The sequence below is a fragment of the Brevibacterium oceani genome (assembly GCF_013623835.1).
Lineage (GTDB): Bacteria > Actinomycetota > Actinomycetes > Actinomycetales > Brevibacteriaceae > Brevibacterium > Brevibacterium oceani.
Genome location: NZ_JABKDE010000003.1, coordinates 551,650 through 573,525, shown reverse-complemented (window position 1 = coordinate 573,525; position 21,876 = coordinate 551,650). Strand labels below are relative to the sequence as shown.

At 64.7% G+C, this 21,876-nt stretch carries 20 protein-coding genes and 1 pseudogene; 8 read left to right on the top strand and 13 right to left on the bottom strand.

Annotated features, from left to right (window positions below; all coding sequences use genetic code 11):
• The first annotated feature begins 72 nt into the window (after window positions 1-72).
• Window positions 73-636 (top strand): hypothetical protein, encoded by a 564-nt coding sequence (locus tag HK401_RS09085; RefSeq protein ID WP_181274313.1) that lies wholly within the window; start codon window positions 73-75, stop codon window positions 634-636.
• 501 nt (window positions 637-1,137) lie between these two features.
• On the opposite strand, the gene HK401_RS09080 is transcribed toward HK401_RS09085, so the two are convergent.
• Together HK401_RS09080 and HK401_RS21240 are read right to left on the bottom strand one after the other, a co-directional pair.
• The gene (locus HK401_RS09080) at window positions 1,138-1,623 is read right to left on the bottom strand and encodes a hypothetical protein (protein WP_181274312.1); all 486 of its coding nucleotides are present in this window, start codon (window positions 1,621-1,623) and stop codon (window positions 1,138-1,140) included.
• 227 nt (window positions 1,624-1,850) lie between these two features.
• Window positions 1,851-2,831, bottom strand: a complete 981-nt coding sequence (locus tag HK401_RS21240; RefSeq protein ID WP_181274311.1) for a helix-turn-helix domain-containing protein — start codon at window positions 2,829-2,831, stop codon at window positions 1,851-1,853.
• Window positions 2,832-2,964: 133 nt separating this feature from the next.
• Here HK401_RS21240 and selD point away from each other — a divergent pair, with 133 nt between their 5' ends.
• Window positions 2,965-3,951, top strand: coding sequence for a selenide, water dikinase SelD (gene selD, locus HK401_RS09070; protein WP_181274310.1), 987 nt, complete (start codon window positions 2,965-2,967; stop codon window positions 3,949-3,951).
• A gap of 30 nt (window positions 3,952-3,981) precedes the next feature.
• Here the strand turns inward: selD and HK401_RS09065 are convergent, their stop codons facing one another.
• Window positions 3,982-4,203 carry a hypothetical protein gene (locus HK401_RS09065; protein WP_181274309.1) on the bottom strand — a complete coding sequence of 74 codons (222 nt, stop codon included), beginning with the start codon at window positions 4,201-4,203 and terminating at the stop codon, window positions 3,982-3,984.
• 104 nt (window positions 4,204-4,307) lie between these two features.
• Window positions 4,308-4,910, bottom strand: a complete 603-nt coding sequence (locus tag HK401_RS09060) for a TetR/AcrR family transcriptional regulator (protein WP_181274308.1) — start codon at window positions 4,908-4,910, stop codon at window positions 4,308-4,310.
• Window positions 4,911-5,038: 128 nt separating this feature from the next.
• On the opposite strand from HK401_RS09060, the gene HK401_RS09055 reads away from it, so the two are divergent.
• The gene (locus tag HK401_RS09055) at window positions 5,039-6,271 is read left to right on the top strand and encodes an MFS transporter (protein WP_181274307.1); all 1,233 of its coding nucleotides are present in this window, start codon (window positions 5,039-5,041) and stop codon (window positions 6,269-6,271) included.
• Window positions 6,268-7,911: an amidohydrolase gene (locus HK401_RS09050; protein ID WP_181274306.1), complete on the top strand. Its 1,644-nt coding sequence runs from the start codon at window positions 6,268-6,270 to the stop codon at window positions 7,909-7,911. Before HK401_RS09055 ends, HK401_RS09050 begins: the two co-directional genes overlap by 4 nt.
• A 323-nt stretch (window positions 7,912-8,234) precedes the next feature.
• On the opposite strand, the gene nrfD is transcribed toward HK401_RS09050, so the two are convergent.
• From nrfD to HK401_RS09010, 7 genes and pseudogenes are all read right to left on the bottom strand, one after another.
• Window positions 8,235-9,485 (bottom strand): NrfD/PsrC family molybdoenzyme membrane anchor subunit, encoded by a 1,251-nt coding sequence (gene nrfD, locus HK401_RS09045; protein ID WP_181274305.1) that lies wholly within the window; start codon window positions 9,483-9,485, stop codon window positions 8,235-8,237.
• Complete coding sequence (locus HK401_RS09040) at window positions 9,482-10,606, bottom strand: 4Fe-4S dicluster domain-containing protein (protein ID WP_181274304.1); 1,125 nt, start codon at window positions 10,604-10,606, stop codon at window positions 9,482-9,484. Before HK401_RS09040 ends, nrfD begins: the two co-directional genes overlap by 4 nt.
• A gap of 497 nt (window positions 10,607-11,103) precedes the next feature.
• Window positions 11,104-14,289: pseudogene (gene fdnG / locus HK401_RS09035) on the bottom strand (formate dehydrogenase-N subunit alpha); the annotation flags it as partial.
• Window positions 14,290-14,434: 145 nt separating this feature from the next.
• Window positions 14,435-15,163 (bottom strand): class I SAM-dependent methyltransferase, encoded by a 729-nt coding sequence (locus tag HK401_RS09025; protein WP_309135946.1) that lies wholly within the window; start codon window positions 15,161-15,163, stop codon window positions 14,435-14,437.
• Entirely contained in the window at window positions 15,160-15,588 is a 429-nt protein-coding gene (trxA, locus tag HK401_RS09020) for a thioredoxin (protein ID WP_181274301.1), read from the bottom strand. Before trxA ends, HK401_RS09025 begins: the two co-directional genes overlap by 4 nt.
• Window positions 15,589-15,664: 76 nt before the next feature.
• Window positions 15,665-16,411, bottom strand: a complete 747-nt coding sequence (locus HK401_RS09015; RefSeq protein ID WP_219921813.1) for an ABC transporter permease — start codon at window positions 16,409-16,411, stop codon at window positions 15,665-15,667.
• Between the two features lie 38 nt (window positions 16,412-16,449).
• Window positions 16,450-17,079 carry a TetR/AcrR family transcriptional regulator gene (locus HK401_RS09010; RefSeq protein ID WP_219921812.1) on the bottom strand — a complete coding sequence of 210 codons (630 nt, stop codon included), beginning with the start codon at window positions 17,077-17,079 and terminating at the stop codon, window positions 16,450-16,452.
• A gap of 51 nt (window positions 17,080-17,130) precedes the next feature.
• Between HK401_RS09010 and HK401_RS09005 the strand changes: the two genes are divergently transcribed.
• On the top strand, window positions 17,131-18,012 hold the full coding sequence (locus HK401_RS09005; protein ID WP_181274300.1) for an SDR family oxidoreductase: 882 nt from the start codon (window positions 17,131-17,133) through the stop codon (window positions 18,010-18,012).
• 46 nt (window positions 18,013-18,058) lie between these two features.
• On the opposite strand, the gene HK401_RS09000 is transcribed toward HK401_RS09005, so the two are convergent.
• Window positions 18,059-19,105: an LCP family protein gene (locus HK401_RS09000; RefSeq protein ID WP_309135945.1), complete on the bottom strand. Its 1,047-nt coding sequence runs from the start codon at window positions 19,103-19,105 to the stop codon at window positions 18,059-18,061.
• Window positions 19,106-19,684: 579 nt separating this feature from the next.
• On the opposite strand from HK401_RS09000, the gene HK401_RS08995 reads away from it, so the two are divergent.
• Window positions 19,685-19,888, top strand: coding sequence for a cold-shock protein (locus HK401_RS08995; protein ID WP_062240453.1), 204 nt, complete (start codon window positions 19,685-19,687; stop codon window positions 19,886-19,888).
• A gap of 265 nt (window positions 19,889-20,153) precedes the next feature.
• Window positions 20,154-20,345 carry a hypothetical protein gene (locus HK401_RS08990; RefSeq protein WP_181274299.1) on the top strand — a complete coding sequence of 64 codons (192 nt, stop codon included), beginning with the start codon at window positions 20,154-20,156 and terminating at the stop codon, window positions 20,343-20,345.
• A gap of 121 nt (window positions 20,346-20,466) precedes the next feature.
• On the opposite strand, the gene HK401_RS08985 is transcribed toward HK401_RS08990, so the two are convergent.
• The gene (locus HK401_RS08985) at window positions 20,467-21,111 is read right to left on the bottom strand and encodes a GNAT family N-acetyltransferase (protein WP_181274298.1); all 645 of its coding nucleotides are present in this window, start codon (window positions 21,109-21,111) and stop codon (window positions 20,467-20,469) included.
• Window positions 21,112-21,247: 136 nt separating this feature from the next.
• On the opposite strand from HK401_RS08985, the gene HK401_RS08980 reads away from it, so the two are divergent.
• A complete protein-coding gene (locus HK401_RS08980) occupies window positions 21,248-21,868 on the top strand; it encodes an HAD family hydrolase (protein ID WP_181274297.1) in 621 nt (206 codons plus the stop codon).
• The last annotated feature ends 8 nt before the right edge of the window (window positions 21,869-21,876 follow it).

The window sequence follows — 21,876 nt, the reverse complement described above, 5'->3', positions numbered from 1 at the left end:
ACCGAACCCAATCGGTAGACAGATTCGGTGAGCGGGGATACCCGCTAGACGGTCCATTGCTACCGTGAGCGTATGGAACTTGTGTCGACCGCCATTGCCGCGATCTCCCTCATTGTTTCGATCTATGCGATTCGCATAGCAAAGAAGGAACCTGCTCGCGCACGAGTGCGAGCTAACCGAGACATTGTGCGCGCTGGACTCCGGGAGGTGCGCAAGAGTCTAGATAGTGCCAGTTCGAGACTCAGGGCGGGAGAACCCCTCGGTGCCGTTGCCGACTCCATTCCAGCAGCTATTGAAATACTGGACGAGTATCAGCCGCGTCTCCCCGACCCGGAATTACGCCCCATTTCGGCGCAGCTCCAATTAGTGCGCATCCCCTGGCGATCAGTGGAGCGCGCAGAAAGAAGAATTGAGCAGTGCAAAACCTTCATCAGAGACTTCGAAGAACTGGTGGGTTTGGTGGACGAGTCGGGTTCCGGCGGTCAGGTTATCCGACGTTATCAAGACGAGATCGACACCGAATCGCGCGTACGAGAAGCGGGGGTGGCGGAACTCCGCGAAGAGACGAAGAAGTTGAGTAGCCTCATTGACGGTTACGTAGGGAAGCTTGATGCGTCAGACAGAGAGGGAGCTTGACAGGGTGATCTGCCGTTGATCATTAGGCGATGATTAAAGGTGAAGTCCGCGTGCTCGGGCAGTGAGTCGGTGGGCGTCGCGGCCGGTAAGCGGGGCAGCGCTCGAAAGCACTGCCCCGCCATAATTACCTATTTGCTCAGCCGATGAACGTCTTAAGGATCTCCCACACGGTGCGAGCACCGTTGAGACAGAATCCCCAAAACGCCCAGTTCGGCTCGTGATCGCGCTTCCGCTTCACGATGCCTCCTAGGGTTCCGTGACCCCAGTGAGACTGAGCACGCGAAGCTTGACGTATGACAAGTCCCGCGCGTATTCTCAAGGTGAACATAAACCAAGGAATTACCCTCCTGGTAGCCACTCGATGGCGGATCAGCCCCCGTTGCCAGACGGGGGTTTTTCATTTGGTCCGGAGACCAGACTAGTCCGGGGCCTCTCAGGTCGAGAGCGCCGCTGAAAAAACCTTATCAGCCGGTACTGACACAGCGTGTCGGATCGGTGGCACTAGCGGAGGATGCCGCCCATTCGGGCCGCGAAGAACCCGCCGATGAGCACCAGCCCGAGGACAGTGCCCCACGCCATCGGGATATGCGCGAGCTGTTCGTTGACCTTATCCAAGCCCGCCGCGCCCGCCGTGGCCACGGTTGCGCCACCGAACGGTAGGAGCGAGCTGAATTCGAAATATCCGCCGCACATCTTGTGTACCCCCAACGAGGCCGCAGCGCCGGCTGCGAGCAGTCCGACCCAAAGCGCAACGTTGGGCACGTCGAGCGCGATCTCGACTGTCCGGAAGTACGCGAACGCGGCCGGTGCGTAGAGGAAGATTCCGCCTGCGGCGAGAACCCAGCCTGCCGCGCCTTCTCCATTGGCCAGCAGCATCGCTGCAGCGACGAAGACGGCGAGGGCGAAGAGTCCGAGCAGGGTGTAGCCGAAATATGCCCATCCACTCAGGGGCACGATGACTTCGGGGGGGGGATCAGTCCAGTTCATCAGGGTCTCCTTCCACTTTGCGGCCGCCGTGACCACAATGCCTGTTGTGCTGGTTCTTCAAGTCTGGCACACAGCAGGGGCAACCTCCCCGAATACGGGCGATCTCACCTGCTTAAGCTGCGTCCGCGCCTTCGTTCACGTTCCCATCTCGCCCGAGATTTTAGGGGAGAGGTAGGTGTGCAGGTTCGGCCGAAGTTGCCGCGATCGTGAACGAACGTCACACGCACTCATCGCCGGCGTGCCCGCCTGGACCGGCCGAGGATCTGATCGAGGCATGCCTGCTTCGCGGCGTGGTATTCCGGGGTTGTGCGTTCCTGACTCAGCCGTTCGAGGCGGTCAGCTTCGGCTTTCCTTCGGGCCTGCTGCTCACGGTGTGCAGCTGCAGCTCGGCGGGTTCGGCGCTGGGTGGGGGATTCGACCACGACTCCAGCCCGGTCTCGCCAGGCGTTGAGTCGCCAGTTAATCCAGTGCCCGAGGCGGGCTGCAGGAATACCATCGGCTCCCGAGTAAGGCACCCACTGGCCCTCGACGAGCTGCCCGTGTGCTCGGCCGTCTGGCATGGTGTCGAGGGCTGTGATGAGATCTCGGATCGTCCAGCCGGCGACAAAGAAGTCCTTGGCCAAGAACCTCAGGTGCTTGTCTGAGATTTTACTGAGGGCTGGAACTCGACGTGCCCACTCACGGCAGGCGAGAATCCTCTCATCTTTGCTGCTTGGCGTTACGTGACCAGGCCAGGCTGGCAACGTCCGATCTGCCGGAACGGTGCACCGGCGGCCGCTGGCCGCCTTGGTTGGTGAGGGCCGCGAAGCGGCTCCTGTAGGAGCTTCTGCCTCGCGTGCGCGTGCAGGGAATTCCTTATAGCCACTTACGGTGGGAGGGGTCTCATTTATATCCACAACGGCATCGTCGACGGGTTGAGTGAGTGCGCAGACGGGGGCATCGTTGATGAAGGAGTCATCGCCGGTCCAGCCGGCGGCCTGTTTGGCGGCGGCGCTGCGGCCGGAGGCGACTCGGCCGACCCAGCCGGCTTCGTGGAGTGCGAGTAGGTGACGGGCGACGGTGGCGCGCGACATGCCTGTGCGCTCGGAAATCGTCGCCCAGGTGAGTGTGTTCGTCGTCAGGGTCTTCAAATCGGCGTTGAAGCCGAGGATACGAGCGACCTTTCGGCGGTTCCCGCGGCCATCTGAGGGCGTGAGCGTGGCCAGCATGTGCGGCAGTGCTCGACCGTGATGGAACTCAGAAGTCTCGTGAACGCGGGGGCGGGGCGCCACGTATGAGGGGCTCGTGTGCCAGCCGGGCCAGCTTTGCGGGGCTGTTGCGCCTGGATGTTAGTCTCACCGTATGACTGCCGCCCAGGAACGTCTGACCTCATTCGCCCACGGTGGAGGTTGCGCCTGCAAGATCCCGCCGGGCGAGCTCGAGGACGCGGTCAGAGGATTGACCGGGCAGAGTGCACCCGAGGTCCTCGTCGGCCTCGATGACGGCGATGACGCCTCTGCGGTCCTCGTCCGCAATGACCTCGCGGTGCTCTCCACCGCGGATTTCTTCACACCAGTCGTCGACGACGCCTACGACTGGGGCCGCATCGCCGCCGCCAACGCCCTCTCCGACATCTACGCGATGGGTGGGACCCCGGTCACGGCGATCAATCTCGTCGGCTGGCCCCGGGAGAAGCTGCCGATGGAGCTGCTCACCGAGGTGCTGCGCGGCGGGCTCGAAGTCGCAGGACAGGCGAGCTGCCCCGTGGCCGGCGGACACTCCATCGACGATCCCGAACCGAAGTACGGCATGGCCGTCACCGGCATCGCGCACCCCGGCGAGCTCATGCGCAACGACGCCGCCGCGGCGGGGCTGCCGCTGACCTTGACCAAACCCATCGGCGTGGGCATCCTCAACAATCGGCACAAACAGACCGGCGAGGTGTCCGAAGAGGCGATCGCCACGATGACCGCGCTCAACGCCGGGGCCTCTCGGGCTGCGGTGGCCGCGGGCATCAAGGCGGCCACGGATGTCACCGGGTTCGGTCTGCTCGGGCACCTGTTCAAGATGGCCCGGGCCTCCGGCGTCGGAGCGGTCATCGATGCGGCCGCGGTGCCCCGCCTCGAGGGCGTCGATGAGTCCGTCGCCGCCGGTTACGTGTCCGGTGGAACGCGGCGGAACCTTGACTGGGTGCGTCCGCATCTGACCGCGGACGACTCGGTGACCGAGGATAATTTGCTTCTGCTGGCCGATGCGCAGACCTCCGGAGGGCTGCTCGTTGTCGGCGAACTCCCTGGTCATCCGGTCATCGGTGAGATCGTCGTCGGATCTGGCGTGCACGTGCGGTGAAGCCGCAGCAACTGCGCTTAGCAGGGCGAACTATCTGCCCGCAGTAACGTCCTCGTCGCGGAACTGGCGGAAGCTTGATGTGAAGAACCAGAAGAAGGCGCCCGTGAAAAGACCGGCGAGAAGCGTCTGCCACCAGTTGAATGAATCGTTGCCCCAGCCGAGCAGATGCATAGCGAAGTAGACCAACGGAAAGAGCAGTGCCACGCCGATGCCGGCTCTGAGGGCCTGACGATCTTTGAACAGCTTCCTCATAGGTTATTCACGCTACTTGAATCCGCGAATTTCGCAAGCCTATGTGTCGGTAAATGTCGTACACGTACAGCCGGACTGCCCACGAGCACTCCGCGGCACCGTATCTAGTTCAGTCGAGCTTCGATTCCGGCGAGTATGATCTCCAGGCCCGTCTCATAGAGACGCCGGTTGCGCTCCTGTCCTGTCGGATGGCTGCGGGCCAGGTCCGCCAACGGTGAACCTGGCCGCTCCGGGGAGAAGATGTCCGTTGGAGACAGCGCATCGAGCGCGACTCCGAACGCGAAAGCGTCGAGGACCTCCAAAGTAGTGAGGACTTCTTCGTCCGGCAGGCCCGCACGCCTCAGTCCACCAACGAGCGACTCATAGAGTCGAAGCGTATCGGGTTCGTGAATCGTCACACCCAGCAGATGGATCATGACCCGAGGGTGGTCCGAATAGAGTCTCCACAGCGAGTGCACGCCGGCGCGCAGATCATCCTGCCACGCTCCACTCTTCGTTTCGTCGAAGGCATAGTCACCGCTCAGCACTTCACGCATCGCGTGGATGATCCCGTCGCGACCGTCAACGTGGTGATAGAGCGAAGACAGACTCACCCCCAGGCGCTTCGCCAACGGCTGGATCTTCAGTTCTTCACCCGAATCGATCAAGTCGATCGCAGCTCGCGCAATCTTCTCACGGCTGAGAATCGGTGATATCGGTCGTGCCATAGAACGCTAATTCCTCACTGGGTCAGCACTTTGAATAGATTGACAACTTTTCTCGGTACGTGCACCATTCTAAATAACCGAAAAGATTTCGGTTCACCAAAAACCTCACACTGGCAAAGGGGCCAACCATGAGTTCTGCCGCCGCAACACAGTCGACAACTGTCGATGACCCGCGAGTCCCACTCCGCTTTGGCAATGGAACCGCAGTCTTCCTCGTATCACTTGCCGGGCTCATGATGGCCAATCTCGCCCCGTTGATCATGTCCGTCATCGAGCAGATCGGTTTCGACGTCGTCGCCTCCGGCAACATCTTGACCTGGGGCCTCTTCGCCTCAGCAGTCGTCGGTCTGGGCACTTCGCGGGCGGCCGCAGGGCAGCGTCGACGGACGATAGCGTCCAGCGGCCTCGCGGTAGCCGTCGCTGGTTTCCTGTTCGCCGCACTCAACGGGCACTCCCACCTGATCGTGGCTGGATTCATTGTCGGTGCCATCGGCGTCGGCACCGCCATCTCGACCTCGGGGGCAGCGATCGCTGCGGTGCGCAACCCCAACAGAGTGAGTGCAACGAGCGGAGTGGTCAACCGTCTCCTTGTCATGGTGGTGCTCGCCGTCATCCCCATTCTCGGACTCGCACAGATCACTGTCTTCGGTGCACTCGCGCTCCTTTCACTTCTCAGCCTGGCTGTGACCGTCTGGCTTCCGAGCACTCCCGAAGTCTCAAGCCTCGACGTCATCACCGACACGGACACCAGAGCAGAGCCACCGAAAACACCTCGGCGAGTGATTCTGGCAGGAATCGGTGTGCTCATCGTCTTTCCCCTCTGGGGTACGAGCGAGGACGCCGTGTGGACCCTCGCCCCGGTACTCGGCAACGCCGTGGGGCTGAGTGAACAGAGCCTCGGGTTTGCGCTCAGTGCCGCGGCAGGTGTCGGCGCCGCCGCGATGGTCATCGTCACCCTCGGCGGAAGTCGAATCGGTCGTGCACTCCCACTGACGATTGCGCTCATCCTCGGAGGAGGAACGAAGATCTGGATCGGGATGACCAGTGACCCTCAGACCCTTGCGATCCTCATCATCATCGTCAATACGATCTACGCTTTCGCCTTCGTGCTCTTTCTCGCCACAGCTGCCGGCCTCGATGCTCGAGGCAGCTGGTCGGGCCCGCTTATCGGCGCATATATCGTCGGCTCGAGTTTTGCCCCGATTATCGGAGCTTGGATCATCGATGGCGTGGGGATCACGGCGTTCGGAGTTGCCATGGGAGCGATCAGCTTCATCCTCATTGTTCCGACGATCCTCATTGCGCGTGTCTCAACTCAAGTCGAAAGCAATCTCAATCATCTGCCCGAAAGGACATCATGACCACGGTCTTCACTAATGGGGCGGTCTTCACCGGCTCAGCTCATGCACCGGTCTCCGAAGCGATGGCGATCCGTGACGGTCGTGTACTCTCGGTCGGCAGTCGTGAAGCAGTACGCTCGACAGTCGACGATTCAGCCGCCGAAGTCGACGTCAACGGTGCCCTCATCGCACCCGGATTCGTTGAAGCCCATACACACATGGTGATGCTCGGCCAGACCCTCGACAAGGTTCAGTTGCGCGACTGCCGAAGCCTCGAAGAGATCCAAGAGCGCCTTCGCCTCCGGCGCGAGGAACAGCCTGACGCGGCATTCATCCTCGGTGCGGGCTGGATGTTCGAGGCAATACCAGGGGGACGGCCGACCGCATCGATGATCGATGCCGTCATCGCAGACATTCCCGTTCTGCTCGATTCCAATGACGTGCACTCCGCGTGGGTGAATACTGTTGCGATGAACGCAATGGGAATCGGAGCCGAGACTCCCAACCCACCGGGCGGGCAGATCGTTCGCGATACGGTCGGCGACGCGACGGGCTTACTGCTTGAGAGCGCAGCCATCGAGTACGCGTGGTCATATCTCGAGGCCATCGCGACCGACGACGACCGGGACCGCTTCCTTGACAGCGCCTTCCGCGTATACCTCGAAAACGGCGTGACCGCGGCAACGGACATGGCGATCGGAGAGGCCGAAGCCGCTGCGTTCCGCCGACGCCTCGACCGGGATGGACACCTCCCGTTTCCTGTCGCGGGATACTGGCTGCTCCGTCCCACCGGTGACTCGGCTCGCGACCTCGAGTCAGTTGCACGAGCGGCTGAGATGCGAGATCAATTCGCTGCGGGTCCCGGCTCTGACTGGTTCCGCATCGTCGGTGTGAAGTTCATCCTTGATGGAGTGATCGATGCCTGTACCGCAGCCATGCGCGAACCATATGTCGACGGCTCTCAGGCAGAGCCGATCTGGTCGTTCGAATCGGCAGCACCCGTGGCAACCGCCGCGGATGCTCGTGAACTCGAGCTCGCCATGCACGCAATCGGTGATCACGCGAGCGAAATTGCGCTCCGCCTCGTCGAAGAGTGTGGACGAATCAATGGACCGCGGCCGAGAGCCACACGAATCGAGCATCTGGAATCGGTGACCGATTCCACGATTGCACGGATGGCTGCCCTCGGAGTCACCGCTTCGATTCAGCCGGTGCACTGCGACCCAGCGATTATGGCCAACTGGATGGGTGTGCTCGGCGACGAGCGAGGAGAAACCGGATTCCCCTGGCGTCTCATGCGAGAGTCGGGTGTCCGCATGGCTCTGGGCACTGATGCTCCGACGGCACCGCATATCACCAGCCACAATTTGTTCATCGCCCTGACCACTCGGTCCGCCCTCGCCCCGGGTGACGAGTCGTACCATCCCGAGCGGGCATTCTCGCCGGGTCAGGCGCTGGAGGCCCTCACTCTCGGCGCCGCCTCGGCGGGCAGGTTCGAAGACGGCATCGGCCGGATCGTGCCCGGCGGGCGGGCGAACTTCACCGTCATCGATGTGAACCCGTTCAGCGACGACTACCAGAAGCTTCTCGACGCCCACACCCTGTCCACATTCGTCGATGGTGAGCCGGTCTTCGCGAATGAGGATGCCGTGAGCGAATAGGGGACCGCGCCGAAACACCATCTGAACGACGAGTCGTGGACTGTCCGTCACCTTTAGCGCCAAAACCTCCCGTCGCACCGTGGTGTTTTGGCGCTATCGGTGAGAGATGCCGAGCTGTAAGTGGGCGCCGAACTCCGGGCCGTTGGCCCAAGCTCCTACCCCGACAAGCCTCTCACCAGCGAATATAATCTATAGCTACAAGAAATTATGGCAGTCTCGCAAATCCAGTTCTCGCCATAATTAATCCAAAACAGCACCCAAGTTCGCCGCACGTTCTCCGTGCACAGTCCCGCACTTCGCGGGTCCCGCGCAGCTCCCGCACTCTACCGGCCGGTGGTGATCGAGTCGTCGGTGATGCCGCGGGCGCGGCGCTCTTCGAGGCGAGCGCGCTGCGGTTCGACGACGTGACGCGGGTCCTTCGTCGACTCGATGCCGGCTTCGAGCATCCCGAAACGGGTGTACGCCGAGGCGGCCGCGAGCGCCGTGCCGGACACGACCGACAGCGCGCGCAGTGCGGCCCGCGTCTTCCAGCTCCGTTTGCCTCCAGCAGCCGAACCACCCGCGCCCGAACCGCCGGCACCCCGCCCGCCGAGCTTCTTCGCGAATACCCGTGCGCCCACCTCGATGGCGGCGGCACCGATGGCGCCGGCGATGAGCAACTTCTCAGCACGGTGGAGCTTGTGGCCGGGTTCGCCGTCTTCCATCGGGTCGACCTCGGCCGGGTGCATGCGCTTCTTCATCGCCGACATCGCGTAGGCGTCACCGGCGGCCCCGGTGAGCGCGAGCAGCCGTGCCGGGCCCGTCTCCCGCACCGGAGCGAGCGCCATTGCCGCACCTCCAGCGGCCAGCGATGCTGAGGACACGAACACATACGGCAGGCCATTGCGACCGGCAGCGTTCCAGGTGGGCACGGCCGTCGCCCCGAGCAGCACCGCCGTGTACGCGGCCAGCGGCGTGGCGAAGAACGCCGACTCGAGGGCCGCCGGTGTCTCCATCGCGTGGAGCACCTTGCGCAGGGGCCCCAGCGGAAGCAGCTTCTGCCCGGTCACCCGGTCGAGCTCGACCGCAAAGGTCACACCCGAACCGACACCGAAGCCCGAGAGGATCCAGGTGCCCAGGCTCATCGGCGAGGACACCTTGACCACGCGCATCATATTGATGAACCGCTCGGGTCGTCCGAGGTCGGCGACGAGCGCCGCTCCGCCGACTCCGGTCGCCGTGATCGCCGTCATCCGGCTGGCGATCCGCAGCCCCGGGCGGTCGGTGAATTGAGCGCCGAGTCCCAGCAGGGTCGACCCGCCGGCCAGTCCGCCGAGAAACAGGTAGAGCGCGATCTCGTGACCCCACGGCGGAGCCTTGACGATGGGCCTGCCGTAGTAAGACGTGAACTCGACGTCCTCGACCATCGGCATCTCACGATTGCCGTCGGAACCGCGGTTCTTCCAGCCCCGACCTCCCGGGCCCCCGGAGCCGCCGGGACCACCACTGCCACCCGGGCGACCGCCTCGTCGACGTTTCCGGCGTCCGCCTTCGGGCTCGGGTGGGCGGTAGGAATCGAATTCGGAGGTGCTCAACGTCGGCTCCCGAGGAACGCCAGTCCCGCGGCCGCGACCATGCCCAGTGCGGCGACACCTGCGGACGCGAACATTCCGGGCAGGTCCTTCGTCGCCACCCGAGGATCCGGCGGCAGCCCGTAGACCTCGGGTTCGTCGAGGAGGAGGAACACGGATCCGGTGCCGCCGACGCCGTCATTCGGGTTCGCTCCGTAGAGTCGGGCCTCGGTCAGGCCCTTCGCATGGAGTTCGGCGACGCGTTCATGCGCCTTGTCGACCATGTCCGACCGGTCGCCGAACTTGATCGACTGGGTCGGGCAGGTCTGCGCACACGCCGGTTCCTGGCCCTCGACGAGGCGGTCGTAGCAGAGCGTGCACTTGTTCGCGGTGCCCGCATCCGGCACGTCCATGTCCGCGGCCTTGCGGTCATCACGGTCGGTGGGTGTGTTGATCGTGCCGTCATCACGACGTTCGATGACACCGAAGGGGCAGCCGGCCACACACGTGCCGCAACCGTTGCAGACGTCGTTCTGGACGACGACGGTGTCGAATTCGGTGCGGAAGAGCGCACCGGTCGGGCACACATCGAGACAGCCGGCATGCGTGCAGTGCTTGCACACGTCCGAGGACATCAGCCACCGGAAGTCGGCGGTGTCCGGCGGGGTGGTGTCGACCCCGGACAGATCGGCCGGTTCCATCGCCCCGGGGGCGAGGAGGTCGACGTCGAGCTGCGGCGTCGTCGGCAGACCGTCGCTGGTCCGGCCCTCATCCGCGGCACCGAGCGCTCCGCCCAGAGGCTGGACTGCGGCACTCTCGTCGGTGCGAGGTCGGATGGTGGGCATGCCGAGGTTGACGAGTTTGCGCCCGGATTCGCGGGCTTTCTCGATCCGTTCGGAGTCCTGTTCGATGAAGGCGACGTGACGCCAGGTGTTCGCGCCGAGGCTGCCCGTGTTGTCGTACGAGGAGCCGAGCAGCTCGAAGGTTCCGTCCTGGGGATTGCGGTTCCATTCCTTGCACGCGACCTCGCAGGCCTTGCAGCCGATGCAGATCGAGGTGTCGGTGAAGAACCCCTTGCGATTCTGCGTCGAATCGTGCCAGTGGCCGTCAGCGACCGTGCCGCTGTCAAGCGTCGAAGCCGACATCAGTCATCCTCCCCTTCATCGCTGGTTCCATTGTCCACCCGGTCCGAGTCTGCACCGGCATCTGACGTGCCGGAGCCCGCGCTGTCGTCGCCGGCACCGTCACGCACGCCGGAGCCATCGGCCTTCTCCCGGGGGCGTTCGTCGAGCTGAGCCTGCGCGCGCTGCGCCTGCTCCGCCTCGGCATCTCGGACCTCTGAGTCGGTGACGGCGGATCCGTCGAGATCACGGCCGTGATCGGGATCGCCGTCGGTCGCGTCCCCATCGTCGGCCGAATTCGCGTCGGTCGCGTCCCCATCGTCGGTCGAATTCGCGTCGGTCGTGTCGACCGGCCCCAGATCGACCCGTCCGGTGCGATCATCGGCACTCTCGACCGTCGGACCGGCGACGGTGTCTCCGCCAAGCGTCTTGCCCGGGGTCACACCCACCGCCGAGTCGCCTCCGCGGTGCGGGTGGCCGCCGACGCTGTGTCCGGCGCCGGCGGCAGCGGCCGCTTCGACGTCGGATTCGGGAGCGGTGACCTGCTGGTTTCCGGACTCCGTGGTCAGACCGGCCTCGCGCTGGTACTTCTCGACGAAGTCGACGAGCTCGGGACCGCGCGGACGCCTGCCGGGCACGATCGTGCCCGCGACGTACTTGCTGTTCTGGATGAACACGTTCGGATCCATCGTCACACCGAGCAGGTCGTTGGCGGAGTCCCCTTCGACGACGGCGCCCTGACCGCCCACGCCCCAGTGGTAGGGCAGGCCGATCTGGTGGACGGTGCGTCCGCCGATGGTCAGCGGGTTCATCCGCTTCGTCACGAGCACGCGGGCCTCGATCGCCGCCCGCGGGGAGACCAAGGTCGCCCACCCGTAGGGCTCGAGCCCCACCTCGGCGGCGAGCTCCGGTGAGATCTCACAGAACATCTCCGGTTGCAGCTCGGACAGGTACGGCAGCCAGCGGGACATGCCTCCGGCGGTGTGATGCTCGGTGAGCCGGTAGGTCGTGAACACGTACGGGAAGACCTCGGAACCGGGGTAGCCGGCACCGGGCGCGGACAGGTTGTCCCCGCGCCGCATGACCTTCCGCGTCGGGCTGTTCTGTTGCGGATAGAGCGGATTGGCGACCGTCGACTCCTGCGGCTCGTAATGCGTGGGCATCGGACCGTCGACCATGCCGCTGGGTGCGAAGAGCCATCCCTTGCCGTCGGACTGCATGATGAACGGATCGTCGCCGTCGAGGTGAGCAGGACCGCCGTAGGCCTGATCCGACCTCGCCGCGGGGGCGCGATCGATGGGGAAGTCGGGCACGTCCTTGCCCGTCCACTTACCGGCCTCTTCGTCCCACCAGACGAACTTCTTCCGCTCCGACCAGGGGGTCCCGTCGGGGGCCGCCGAGGCGCGGTTGTAGAGGATGCGCCGGTTCGCCGGCCACGCCCACGCCCATTCGGCCGCAGTCTCATCCTGCTCGCTGCGCGGTTTGCGTCGGGCGGCCATGTTCACACCGCCGGCATAGACGCCGGCGTAGATCCAGCAGCCGCCGGCGGTCGACCCGTCGGAGGCGTACTGGTTGAAGTTCTCCAGCGGCTGACCGTCGTCCTCGCCGCCGACCCGGTAGCCGTTGATCTCCTTGACCACGGCTTCGGCGTCGACTTCGCCTTCCTCGTCGACCGGGTAGTTCCAGGTCAGATCGAGCAGCGGACGATCGCGCGGATCATCGGAGTCGGCCAGCTTCTCGCGGATCCGCTGACCGAGCTCGTAGAAGAAGTCGAGTTCGCTCTGCGCATCTCCCGGGGGGTTGACGGCCTTGTGCCGCCACTGCACCAGACGCTGGGTCTGGGTGAAGGTGCCGGCCTTCTCAGTGTGGTTGGCCGCGGGCATGAAGAACATCTCGGTCTCGATGTCCTCGGTCTTCATCTCCCCGGTTTCGATCTCCGGGCCGTCCTTCCACCAGGTGGCGGATTCGATGAGGCTGAAGTCGCGCACAACCATCCACTTGAGATGACTCATCGCCATCCGCTGCATACGACCGTTGGCCGATCCCACGGCCGGGTTCTGGCCGAGCAGGAAGTACCCGTCGACTCCGTCGTTGAGCATGCGCACCTGCGTCTGGTACGTGCCGTGGGCGCCGTTGATGCGCGGCAGATAGTCGTAGGCGAAGTCGTTGTCCGGTGTCGCCGCATCGCCCCACCAGGCCTTGAGCAGACTGACCGCGTAGCTGCGACCGTTGGCCCAGAAGCCCTTGTGGGTCTCCGGGGTGCCGACGGCTGCGACGTAGTCATCGAGGGTGTCGTGGACACCGGCGCTGGGCATCGGCAGGTAACCGGGCAGCAAGTTGAACAGCGTCGGAATATCGGTCGATCCCTGGATCGTCGCGTGCCCGCGCAGCGCCATGATTCCGCCGCCCGGTCGGCCCATATTTCCCAGCAGGAGCTGGAGGATGGAGGCGGTGCGGATGAATTGCGCGCCGAGGCTGTGCTGAGTCCAGCCGACCGCGTAGGCGAAGCACGTGGTCCGTTCCCGGCCCGAGTTCTGCGTCACCGATTCGAAGAGGTAGTCGAAGTCGGCGGGTTTGATCCCGCAGTTCTCCTCGACCATTTCCGCGGTGTAGCGCGAGTAGTGCCGCTTGAGGATCTGGAACGCCGTCCGCGGGTCCTGAAGCGTTGGGTCGGTCAGGGGCGCACCCTGCTCATCGGTCTGGTAGGACCAGGTCGAATTGTCGTACGAGTTCGTCTCCGGGTCGAAGCCGGAGAACAGTCCGCCGAGGTCCTCGGTGTCGACATAGTCCTCGCTGATGAGGTTCGCGGCGTTCGTGTAGGCACGCACGTACTCGTCGAAGTGCTTGCCTTCGGACAGCACCCGGTTGATGAGCGCACCGAGCAGCACGATGTCCGAGCCCGCCCGGATGGGGACGTGCTTATCGGCGATCGCGGTGGTGCGCGTGAATCGAGGATCGACGTGGATGATGCGGGCACCTCGGGCCTTGGCTTCGCTCACCCACTGGAATCCCACGGGGTGGCACTCGGCCATATTGGAGCCCTGGATGATGATGCAGTCCGCATTCGCCATATCCTGGACGGGTTGTGTGGCGCCGCCTCGCCCGAACGAGGTTCCCAGACTGGGAACCGTGGCGGAGTGTCAAATACGCGCCTGGTTCTCGATCTGTATGGCGCCCGCGGCGGTGTAGAGCTTCTTCGCGAGGTAGTTCTCTTCGTTGTCGATGGTTGCCCCGCCGAGGCTGGCGATGCCCATCGTGCGCCGCAGCGGGTGGCCCTTGTCGTCGAAGTCCTCCCAATGCCTACGGCGGGCTTCGAGGAAGCGATCGGCGATCATGTCGATCGCGGTGCTCAGTTCGATCTTCTGCCAGTCCTTGGCCCGCGGTGCGCGGTAGAGGACGTCGGTGACGCGGCCGGGGGCGTTGACGAGCTGTTCGCTGGCGGCACCCTTCGGGCACAGGCGCCCCCGCGAGATCGGCGAATCGGGATCGCCTTCGATCTGGATGACCTTGTCGTCCTTGACGAAGATCTTCTGGCCGCAGCCCACGGCGCAGTACGGGCAGACGGACTGGACGACCTTGTCGGCCGTGGCGGTTCGAGGAGCGGTGTCTCGGGTCTTCTGGGACGTCACCGATTCGCCGCGACCCGTCCGATCGGACGTGCGGAACTGCCGGAGTACCGGCCATTCAAGGAAGCTGAACCGAGCCATGGCTCAACCATAGTCGTTCGCGAGGCCGATACGCATCAACAGGGCAGCCGTGGGACGGCTTCATCCTGCGAGGTGAGACCGGGCGAGCCAGTCAGTTCCGACAGGTCAGTCAGATCCGGCGAGCGCGTCAGATCCGGCGAGCGCGTCAGATCCGGCGGGCGAGGAGGACGGCGTCCTCGAGTTCGGACGGGTCACCGTCGGGTGAGGTCACCGGCCGGGTGCGGATCTCGGCGAGTTCGATCTCCCAGCGATCAGGACTGGCCCCGATGAGCAGGGCGAAGTCCCCGTTCGGGCTCACGGGTTCGTGATGGTGTTCCATGCCGTGCTCGAACTTCTCGTCGTGCTCGGCCGCCCAGTCCGGCATGGTCGCATGCGAGACGAGGAGCAGGGCTCCGCCCGGTGCCACATGTGCGGCGACGCGGGCGAGCAGCTCCTCCCGAGTGTCGGGCAGGCGGGTGTGGAGGAAGCACCCGGTGACGAGGTCGAAGCCGCCTCGGCGATCGGTGTTCTCCGGTTCCCAGTCGGAGATGTCGGCGACGGCGAAGGCGGCGTCGATCCCGCGCTCATCGGCGGCTCGGCGGGCGCGGTCGACGGCGGTCGTCGACAGGTCGATGCCGGTGGCGTCCCAGCCGTGCTCGGCGAGCCAGATGACATCGGCGCCCTCTCCGCAGCCGACGTCGAGGACGCGGCCGGGAGTCATCTCACCGACGGCGGCCACGAGGGCATCGTTCGGATTGCCCGACCACACGGATTCCGCGCCGGAGTAGCGCTCTTCCCACGCGGCCACGGAGTCCGGCACACCGACCGGCCGGGGTCCGACGGCCTCGGTCGTCGCGGGTGTCTCCGACGTCAGGCTCACGGCCTGGTCGCTCACTTGTCGACGCCGGGGTCGGCCGGGATCGCATCCGGGCCGTTGCCTTCCGGCTCGGCAGCCTCGGCGGCGGCCTGCTTCTCCAGTTCCGCCCGGACCTCGTCCATGTCGAGTCCCTTGACGGCGGTGATGACCTGTTCGAGCTGGGGTGCGGCGAGCGCGCCGGGCTGGGCGAAGACGACGATGCCCTGGCGGAAGGCGACGAGGGTGGGGATGGAGGTGATTCCGAAGAGTCCGGCCAGCTGCTGCTGGGCCTCGGTGTCGATCTTGCCGAAGACGATGTCGGGGTTGTCCTCGGAGGCCTTCTCGAAGACCGGGGCGAACTGCTTGCATGGGCCGCACCAGTCGGCCCAGAAGTCGAGGAGGATGATCTCGTTGTCGTTGATGGTCGATTCGAAGGTGTCCTGAGTGATCTCGATCGTAGACATGTGCGCCAGTCTAGGGGTCGACCATGAATGCTCACTGGACGGAGGCGTCATCGGCCCGCGACAGGCGGGCGCAACTTCACTCCTCCGGTGTGGGCAGGACGCGTGCACCCGCGGCGATGTGCGTACCGAGGACCGCGGTGATCGCGCCGGCGAGGATGAGCGAGGCGAGCACGACGATCTGGAACTCGGCGGCTTCGAGGGGTGAGGCACCTCCGAAGAGTGCGCCGACGAAGGCTCCGGGCAGGGTGACCAGTCCTGTGTTCTTCGTCTGATCGAGGTTCGGCAGCAGGGTCTCTCTGATGGATTCGCTGCGCAGACGCTGCACCGCCTGCCGTGGTTTGGCGCCGAGGGACAGCCACGCTTCGACCTCTCCGGACCCGGTGCGCAGGTTCGCAGCGAAGCGCCGCATCGACAGGGTCGCCACCGTCATACAGGTGCCGGTGACGATGCCGGCGATGGCGATGACCCGTTCGAACTCACGGTCGACGAGACCGAAGGCGAGGACGAGTCCCAGAGTGGTCAGGGATCCGACGATGACGCCGGTGAGGGCGCCGAGGCGGCCGCGCGGCATCCGCCGGGCCCGGCGCACCGAGGTCACCGAGGCGGTGGTGAGCATGAGGGCGATGAATGCGGCAACGGTCCACCAGGCGTTCAGCGCTCCCTGCAGAAGGAGCGCGACGAGGGCGAGCTGGACGACGGCACGCACGATCGCGACGATCGGCAGCCATCCGAGGCCCACCTCGGCGAGGCGGAGGATGATCACCGCGATGACGACGAGCACGGCGATGCCCAGCAGCAGGGGCAGGACCTCGGCGATCAGCACGTGATCAGTCTACGGTCGCCGAGGCGGGGCAGGACCGATCAGTCCGCAAGCGCACCGGCCGCCCGCCCGAGATCGGTGAGGGCGGTGTGAGCCAGTTCGCTGAGGTCGGTTTGAGGCCCGGCATCGATCCATGCCGCGTAGGCTTCACCGAACGCCACGGTGCCGAGGTGAGCGGCGATGATCGCGACGTGCCGTTCGACTCCTCGGTCTCGCAGCGCCGATGCCATCCCATCGGTGAGTGCACGATGCTTGGCCGCGTCCCGCTCCTGCAGTTCGACGTTCTCCGCGATCACGCGGCGGATCCGTGGACCGAGTTCGCGGTGGAACGGGGTCATCGAGGTCGAGACCTCGTCGAGTCCGGCGCGGACCGCCTCGAGCGGCCCGGCATCAGCGGGCGCCGAAGAGATGCCGTCGATCAAGAGTCGCAGCATCTCGTCCTGGCCGACGGCCAGCACTTCTCGCTTGTCGGGGAAATACCGGAAGAAGGTGCTCTTCGTCAGTCCTGCACGCGCTGAGATCTCAGCGACCGTCGCGCCGTCGAAGCCGTTTTCGGCGAACATGTCGAGAGCGGCGACAACGAGACGATCGCGGGCATTCGGGGTCCAACGGGGCATTCCGTCATCGTAGCAACGGGTGAGCACGCGATCGATGACGGGACTGAGTCCCATCACGGTGGTATTCTGATGAGACTCAGTCCTATCACTCGATGAGGAGACACCATGCACATTTTCATCACAGGCGGCACCGGTCTGATCGGCTCTGCGGTCACCGCGGAGCTCATCGCCAACGGGCATACCGCGAGCATCCTCGCCCGGTCCGATGCGTCTGCCGAGCGAGCGGCGCAGCTTGGAGCAGAGGCGATCCGCGGCGACCTCTCCTCTGCCGACGTCCTGCGCTCGGGCGCAGACGCGGCCGATGGGGTCATCCACCTCGCCTTCCGCAACGACTTCAGTTCTCCCGCGGCGCTGACGGCCTCCGTCGAGGAGGAAGCCTCGGCGATCGACACTCTCGGCAGAAGCCTCATCGGCACGGACAAACCACTTGTCATGGTCGCAGGTACACCTGCGGTGCCGGGCAAGGTCGCGACCGAGGCGGATCCACTTCCGACGGATGGCCCCGTCGGAGGGCGCAGCGTCGCGGTGACCCGAGCCCTCCAACTGGGAGACCAGGGGGTGCGCACCTCAGCGATCCGGCTGCCGCGAACCGTGCACGCCGACGGCGAAGGCGGTTTTTCCGGCCTGCTCGCGAACTTCGCGCAGGAATCGGGGATCTGCGGCTACCCGGGCGACGGCACCCAACGCTGGCCGGCGGTCCACGCACAGGACGCTGCGGCCCTCTTCCGCCTCGCGCTCGAATCCGCTGAAGGTGGAACGTCCTGGCATGCCGTCGCCGACGAAGGGGTGCGCGTCATCGACATCGCCGAGGTGCTCGGCCGCCGGCTCGGGCTGCCGTCGGGCACCGTGCAGGAGGAGAGCTTCGGTCCGCTCGGGCCGGTCTTCGCCGCTGACCAGCCCGCGTCGAGTCAGCACACACGCTCCGCTCTCGGGTGGATGCCGACTCGGCCCGGGCTGCTCGACGATCTCGAGAACCTCTCACGCTGAGAGCCATCTGCGAACCCCCGCAGTCGGCCCATTCGGACCATTCGGCTCAGTTCACGAGGTCGGCGATCGGTTCGTCGGCGTTGATGGCGGCGAAGACCTCGTCGGCCTGCGACGACTTCACGACCCGGCTCGGGTCCTCCGGGGCCGGGGTCCAGGGCATGATGTCGAAGGTGATGTCGTCCTTGGGCACCGCGGCCGCGGTCGTGGCCAGCGAAGCCAATGATGAGACCGAGTCGAGGTCGTCGTCGACCTCGAGTGAGGAGGTCACGGCGTCGAGGAAGGAGTAGAGGCGGTCGGGTCGGGTGAGCACGTGGCTGCTCTTGGCCCGATCGATGATGGCGTTCATGACCATCTGCTGGTTGCCCATGCGGGAGATGTCGCTGCCGTCGCCGACGGCGTGCCGGGTGCGGGCGAGGGCGAGCGCATCGGCTCCCCCGATCGTCTGCTCGCCGGCGAGCAGGTCGAGGTTCGCCTTCGGGTCCTTGAGCGGTTCGTCAAGGTCGAGCGCGTCGACGATCGCGGCGAAGCCGTCGAAGTCGACGTTGATGAAGTGGTCGACGCGCACGCCGGTGAGCGTTTCGGCGGCCGAGACCGAGCATGCCGGTCCGCCGTTGAGGGCGGAGTTGATCATCCCGTGGACCGCCTGCGTGGCCCCGCGGCCGGTGTCATCGCAGGCGGGAATGTCCATGATCGTGTCTCGGGGGATCTGGACGGCGTCGATGCGACTGCCGTCTGCGGCGATGTGCGCAAGGATCATCGCATCGCTGCGTGCTCCCTCGGCACTGCCGTATCCCGACGCCGAGGCGGACCCCGAGTCGGCCTGCGCCGAGGCGAGATCCCTGGTGTCGGAGCCGATGATGAGCACATTGGTCTCGTCGGTGAGCTTCTCGGGAACGTCCGAGCCGTCATGGGCGCGCAGAGCCGAGGAGGAGATGTTCGCGCCGAGGTTGTGCACCACGATCGCGATCGTCAGCGGAGCCGCGATGACGAGGATCGCAGCCACCGCCACGAAGGTGCGTCGTCTACGGTACTTCGCGGCCAGACGCCGACGGCGTCGAGGTCCGATGGTCAGAGGTGCGTCTCGGTTGTCCACGGTTCAGGCGGCTCCTGCGTTGGGGATGAAAGCGGATTGTATGCAAAACGTTTTGCATACAATCCTAAACATGCAGCGTGGAGCCTGTCAGCGATTCAGTGTCACTGTGTGCCAACTCTCGGCGATGATCTCGGTCGATGCCACCGATTGCCGATCTCTCTGTTAGGCTTGAAGTGTTCTCGCACAGCATCGTGCGGAGCAGGTGGTGCCTCACAGAGCAGGTAGGTTCAGCTCGGCACCATGTGTTTGCCCATCGGCGCGTGTCTGCCTTCCGTGCCCCTCATGATTTTCATATTTCCCATCTCAGTCGTCTGACTCTCAGTCACTTGACGACTTCCATCCAGCACTTCCAAGTGCATGATCGAAACCGAGCATCTTCACGATTCCGCCTGAGACTCACGACCTCTCACCAGAGACTCATGATCACACCGGACTCCGAGCTCTCGGTTCACCCACAGTTTTTCGTTGGACCTGGATCCAGAATTCAGTTCATCCAGCGGGAAAGCCGGATCCAGCAATGGATTCGACCATCACGACCGCACCAGTGGTCTTCAGTTAAAAAATAAGGATACAAAGATTATGGCAACAGGTACCGTGAAATGGTTCAACGCGGAAAAGGGTTTCGGATTCATCCAGCCTGACGACGGTTCGGCTGACGTGTTCACCCACTTCTCCGCGATCGAGGCCTCCGGCTACCGCGAGCTCACCGAGGGTCAGAACGTCGAGTTCGACTCTGAGATGGGCTCCAAGGGCCTGCAGGCGACTCGCGTCCGCGGCCTCTGAGACTCCCTGAGAGTCTCACCTAGAGACTTTGCAGGTCTCAATCGAGACCTCTGAGCAACACCGGCGATCCTTCGCCCGAACAACCGTCCGATCCGGCATTCCCGGATCCGGTCGGCTGCCGGGCGGAGGGTCGCCGTTATTGCATCTGCCTTCCTACCTGCAAGGCGGGCGACCGCCCACCTGAGGCCCATTGACAGGTTTTCTTGCTCTTTATAGGCTCTCACTCACAGGCACTGAGGTGACGATCGATCGAACAGGAGAAACGATGAGGCACTCGAAGCTGACTCGCTGGATCCTTGCCCTCATCATGTTCTCCGTCGCGTGCATCGCACTGTCCCAGACGTCTCAGCTGCAGAGCTTCGCAGCCCTTCTGTGGTTCCTCAGCCTCGTCCTCATGGTCACCGCGCTGATACTCGCCGTCGTCCGCTCTCGCAGGCAGTCCCAGCACTCAGGCTGACCCTACCCACCCCCAGCTTCAGGTTCGGACCATTTTCCGCTGAGCAGCCCAAGTTCCGAATTGGGCTGATCAGCGCAGAGTGTGCCGAAACAACCGTGGTCGCCGTGATCGGCCCCGGCGATCACCCCTGCTCGAGCAGCTCGAGGAAGTCGGCGATGCCGCTGAGTTCGATATCGTCACGCCGCGAAGCCTCCCAGGCCTCACGAGTGAGTCTCCATCGCTGGATGAGCCCGGGCTCACCTCGGCGGATGTCCCATTCGACTCCGTTGTGTTCGTAGCCGAGGGCTTCGGAGACCCGGTTCGACCCGATGTTGTCGACGAAGGCATCGGAGGCGGCCTCGCGGGCACCGAGCCCGGCGAAGGCGAGGTGGAGCATGGCGCTGCGCATCTCGGTGCCCAGTCCGCGTCCGCGCACATCGGTCGAGAGCCAGGAGAACGAGAGCACCGTTGCGCACGTGTCGAGCTTCTCCGCGATGAGGTCCTGCATACCCACGGCTTCACCGTCGACGAGGACGGCGAAGGCCAACCTGAACTCCGACGGACCGAACCGACCCCTGGCCCGCCACACGCTCTGCAGCCATTTGCTCACCCGCACGTCCGGGTCCGATTCGTAGAAGGACATCGGGTCGTCGTAGGGGGCGGGTTCGGCGAAGACCTTGCCATCGCGCCCCAGCGGGGCGAGTGCCGCGAGCATGTCGTCACCGGCACCGACGAGCTCGAGTCGGGGCGTCTTCACCCGGATCTGCAGTGGCGCGTAGCCGATCATGACTCCAACCTAGGCGAGCACCGAAGATTCCACAATGGTCCGATGATCACCTTCTCCTTGAACATCATCCGCGACGGTCATCATGTTCTGTAGCGTAGGAATCCGAAGCCGAACCCTCATCGAAGGAGACCCCGCGATGCCTCAGTCCACCGACCAGACACCCACGACCGTCGTCTTCGATCTCGGCAACGTGCTCATCGGATGGGATCAGACCGGTCCGCTCGCCGACCGGATGAGTGCCGATCGGTGGCGCGCCTTCGCCGAGGAGGCCGACTTCTCCGCCCTCAACGCCGCCTCTGACAGCGGCGTCCCCGTCGCCGAGGTGGTCGCTCGTGCGGCCGCGGTCGATGAGCGACACGGTGAGATCGTCTCCCGCTACTACGAGCGCTTCGAGAAGTCACTGACCGGTCCGATCGAGGGCATGGCCGAGGTCGTCGCCGAGCTCAAGGGCTCGGGTGTCCGACTCCTCGGCCTCTCGAACTGGGCGGCCGAGACCTTCCACCATGCGCCCGCCGTCGCTCCGGCCATCAACGAACTCGAGGACGTCGTGGTCTCCGGTCGGGAGAAGCTCATCAAACCCGATCCGGCGATCTTCGAACTGCTGCTCGAGCGCTTCGATCTCGACCCGAGCAGGACCCTGTTCGTCGACGATCTGCCGGCGAACACGGCGTCGGCCCGCAAGCACGGCATCATCGGCCACGTGTTCACGAACGCACAGTCGCTGCGCCGGGATCTTGAGACCTTGGGACTGCTCTGACCGACTCG